Below are 3591 nucleotides of genomic sequence, written 5' to 3' on the forward strand. Positions count from 1 at the left end.
AGGGGCGTGGATATCGCCCACATGCCCCCGGCAAGGCTGGCCCGCCATGTGGCCTATGTTCCGCAGGAGCATCGCCAGCCCTTCCCCTTTCTCGTGCGCGACATGGTGCTCATGGGCCGCTCTCCGCACATGTCGGGCTGGTTCCGGACAAGGAAAAAAGATGCGGATATCGCCGCCGAAGCCATGGAGCGCATCGGCATCGGCGCCCTGGCCGATGCGGCCTGCAATCAGCTCTCCGGCGGGCAGAGGCAGCTTGTGCTCATTGCAAGGGCCATGGCGCAGCAGACTCCCCTCATCCTGCTCGACGAACCCACGAGCGCGCTGGACTTCCGCAATCAGCTTGCCGTATGGAAGGTGCTGAGAGAAGTGGCGGATCAGGGTGTGGCCGTGCTTGTCTGCTGCCACGACCCGAATCACATACTCTGGTTCTGCGATAGGGCGGCCCTCCTGCATGAAGGTTCCCTGGTGGCGGAAGGATCGGTAAAGGAAGCGCTCACCCAGGATATGCTTCAGGCAGTGTACGGAAAGGAATGTGTGCGCATCTCCACCCCTTCCATAGATATGGTGTGCCCGCAGAGGGCGGAACGCTGAAGCTCCCGGCCCCGTACCTTCGGACAGGCGCGGCCCTCCGGCCGGAAGGGTCCCTTGCCCGGAATTGACGGCGCGCCGTGAAAAGGATTTAATGGAACGGTGCAGAACACCCTGAAGGAGGACGCATGTACGCCCCAGGCATAACACAGGAACTTATCGACAAAGCCGTGGCCTTTCACGGCCACTGGTGCCCCGGCATAAGCCGCGGCATCCGCGCGGCCGCTTGGGTCATGGAAAACATGGGCACCGCAAAAGATGAAGAAATCGTCGCGGTGACGGAAACCGACATGTGCGCGGTGGACGCCATACAGGCCCTTGTGGGCTGCACCTTCGGCAAGGGCAACCTCATTTTCCGCGACCGCGGCAAGGTGGCCTTTTCCTTTTTCCGGCGCAGCGACGGAAAGAAGGTGCGCATGGTGGAAAAAATCCGGGACGACGAGATTTCCCGCCGTATGAAGGAAATCCGCAAGGAACTCACGGCACAGAACCTTTCGGAATGGATACGCACAAAACTGGAAATAGAAAGGGAACGGCTGAGGAGAAAAGACATGAATTTCCTCCTTTCCGCTCCTTTTGAGGATATCTTCACCCTGGGTGAACCTTCCTTCGACATGCCGCCCATGGCGCGCCGCCTTCCCACCATCATCTGCGAAGGCTGCGGCGAAGGCGTCATGGCCTCGCGCATCCGTGAAGTGAACGGCCGCAGGCTCTGTATCGACTGCGCGGAAAAGCAGGCCTGACGCGGTCTTTCCTCCCCTACTCCTGCTCCGGCAAAAAGACGGCGCCAGATGCCGGAGCATTTTCCCCATCGCCGCAGATACGGGGCGGGAGCTCAAACTCATCCGCCCCTTACTTTTCCCCGCGCTTTACGGCATGCTTCCGTTTCCTGCAAAAAGCGGAGACTTCTCCGGCGCGCATGATGTTTTCCCCCGATACGCTCTGCCCTTGCAGCGCCCCGCACGGCCTCCGACAGGGAAATATCAAAAAAACGTGCCTTCCCTCCGGAAAACAAGGCTTTTCTGCCGGACGCCCCCGGCGCAAGGTCAGGGCTTTTCAGCCCAGAATTTTTTCCAGCGCCCTTGCCACGGGAAGGTCGGCGGGCAGAAGCCCGGGGAAGGAGGCAAGTTCGTGTAAAGGCACCCAGCGCAAATCATCGTGCACGGTAAGCGCCATGTCCCCGCGCCAGGAGCGCACGCGGTACACGCAGAGATGCACGGTGCCGAAATCGTATTCATGGTTGTTTTCCGTGAGGAATTCGCCGATTGACGCCTCGATGTGCAGCTCTTCCCTGAGCTCACGGGCGAGGCACTGTTCATGGCTTTCCCCCTTTTCCAGTTTTCCGCCGGGGAACTCCCAGCTGCCCGCGCAACTCATGAAGGGCGCGCGCCGCATAATGAGGATGCGGCCCTCTTCAAAAAATACCGCACCCATCACTTCCTTAGTCACCTTTTCCATGCAAAGCCTCCTTTTCATGCAGGCATGCCGCCCTTTTCCGCAGCCATGCCCCGCTCATGGCGGCGCACCACGAGCAGATAACACACACTGATATACAACGCGCACAGCGTGCATGTCACCGGCTCACAGAGGCATACGCCCATATATCCCATGGCCGGCACCACAAAAAGCGCAAAAATGACGTTGCCCGCAAGCTCCAATACTCCTTCACCGAGGCTGAACAGCCTGCCCCCCATGCCCTGCAGGACAGAACGCAGCACGATAAGCACGGCAATGCCCGCATAGAAGGGGGCGTCCACACGAAGGTACAGCGCCCCGGCATACAGCACTTCCGGGCTGCCCGAACCCGTGACAAGGCGCACCAGCTCATCGGCCCACAGCCACACCACCACGTTGACGAGCCCCACCCAGACAAGCGACAGGCCGAGTGCGTAGCGGACGCCGAGCCTGGCCCTCTTCCACTGGCCTGCCCCGATGTTCTGGCTTGCGAAGGTGGAGGCCGTCACGCCCAGAGTACCCAGAGCCAGCAGGAACACGCTGTGGAAGCGCCTTGCAGTGATATAACCGCCTACAATGCCCGTGCCCAGGTCGTTGATAGCCGATTGCAGTATCATGATGCCTATGTCCACAAAACACATCATAAGCCCCATGGAAAGGCCCGTGCCCAGCATCTGGGAAAAAAGGGCCCTGTCAGGCAGCCAGGAGGCAACGCCGCAAGATCCTTTCCCGCTCTGCCGCCTTCCCGGACGAAGCTCCGGGCAGCGCCGCGCCATGTACCACAGGCATAAGGCCACGGATACGCCCTCTGCGATCACGGTGGCCACGGCAGCGCCGGAAACGCCCATGCCGAGCACAGCCACGAGAAGAAGGTCGAGCCCTATGTTGCACAGGGCCGCCGCAAGAAGGAAGACGAGGGGCATGAAACTGTCGCCTATGCCGCGCAGAAGCCCCGCAAGCATGTTGTAGGCAAGCAGCACAGGCATACCCCGGAAAATGACGCTCAGATATGAGGCCGCCATACCCAGGGCCGCCTCCGGCGTGCGCAGGGCGCGAAGCAGAGGCTCCAGCGCCAGAAGGCCGGCAAGGGAGGCTATAAGGGAAAGCCCTGCCCAGAGCCACAGCGCGGCAGTCACGGCCCTGCCCATGCTTTCCCTGTCCCTGCCGCCGTAACAGCGCGCCACTACAAGGGAAAAACCGTTGGACAGGCCGGAGGAAAGCCCCACCACCACGATGTACACCGCCACCGTGCAGCCGAGGGCTGCAAGGGCATCATCGCCGAGGACATGGCTCACCACAGCGAGGTCGGCCATTTGATAGCCCTGCTGGAACACATTACCGAGAAAGATGGGCAGGGCGAAAAGCACCATGCCCGCAAGGGGATTGCCCCGGGTCAGATCAATCTTCATGGAACATCAAAGGGGCCCCACCGGCATAGCCGGTGGTTCCTCTTATGCGCCTGTAAGGCTTTCTTACCAGCCGCGCCCTAGCAGGCGCATGTACGGTCTGACATCTGCATTTCGACTGCCGGCGGCCCGTAAACGGGCT

4 protein-coding genes are annotated in these 3591 nt (G+C 61.0%); 2 read left to right on the top strand and 2 right to left on the bottom strand.

Translation table 11 applies throughout. From position 1 onward, the window contains the following. The coding region (locus tag K8W16_RS05305) for an ABC transporter ATP-binding protein (protein WP_304121834.1) at window positions 1-591 on the top strand (591 nt) is incomplete at its 5' end. 125 nt (window positions 592-716) lie between these two features. Beyond that, window positions 717-1331 carry an FmdE family protein gene (locus K8W16_RS05310; protein WP_304121837.1) on the top strand — a complete coding sequence of 205 codons (615 nt, stop codon included), beginning with the start codon at window positions 717-719 and terminating at the stop codon, window positions 1329-1331. 313 nt (window positions 1332-1644) lie between these two features. Here the strand turns inward: K8W16_RS05310 and K8W16_RS05315 are convergent, their stop codons facing one another. Both K8W16_RS05315 and K8W16_RS05320 read right to left on the bottom strand, forming a co-directional pair. After that, a complete protein-coding gene (locus K8W16_RS05315; RefSeq protein ID WP_304121840.1) occupies window positions 1645-2046 on the bottom strand; it encodes a (deoxy)nucleoside triphosphate pyrophosphohydrolase in 402 nt (133 codons plus the stop codon). A 14-nt stretch (window positions 2047-2060) separates the two neighbouring features. Beyond that, window positions 2061-3452: an MATE family efflux transporter gene (locus K8W16_RS05320; RefSeq protein ID WP_304121843.1), complete on the bottom strand. Its 1392-nt coding sequence runs from the start codon at window positions 3450-3452 to the stop codon at window positions 2061-2063. Between the last annotated feature and the right edge of the window lie 139 nt (window positions 3453-3591).

The sequence above is a fragment of the Mailhella massiliensis genome (assembly GCF_020741395.1).
GTDB lineage: Bacteria > Desulfobacterota > Desulfovibrionia > Desulfovibrionales > Desulfovibrionaceae > Mailhella > Mailhella massiliensis_A.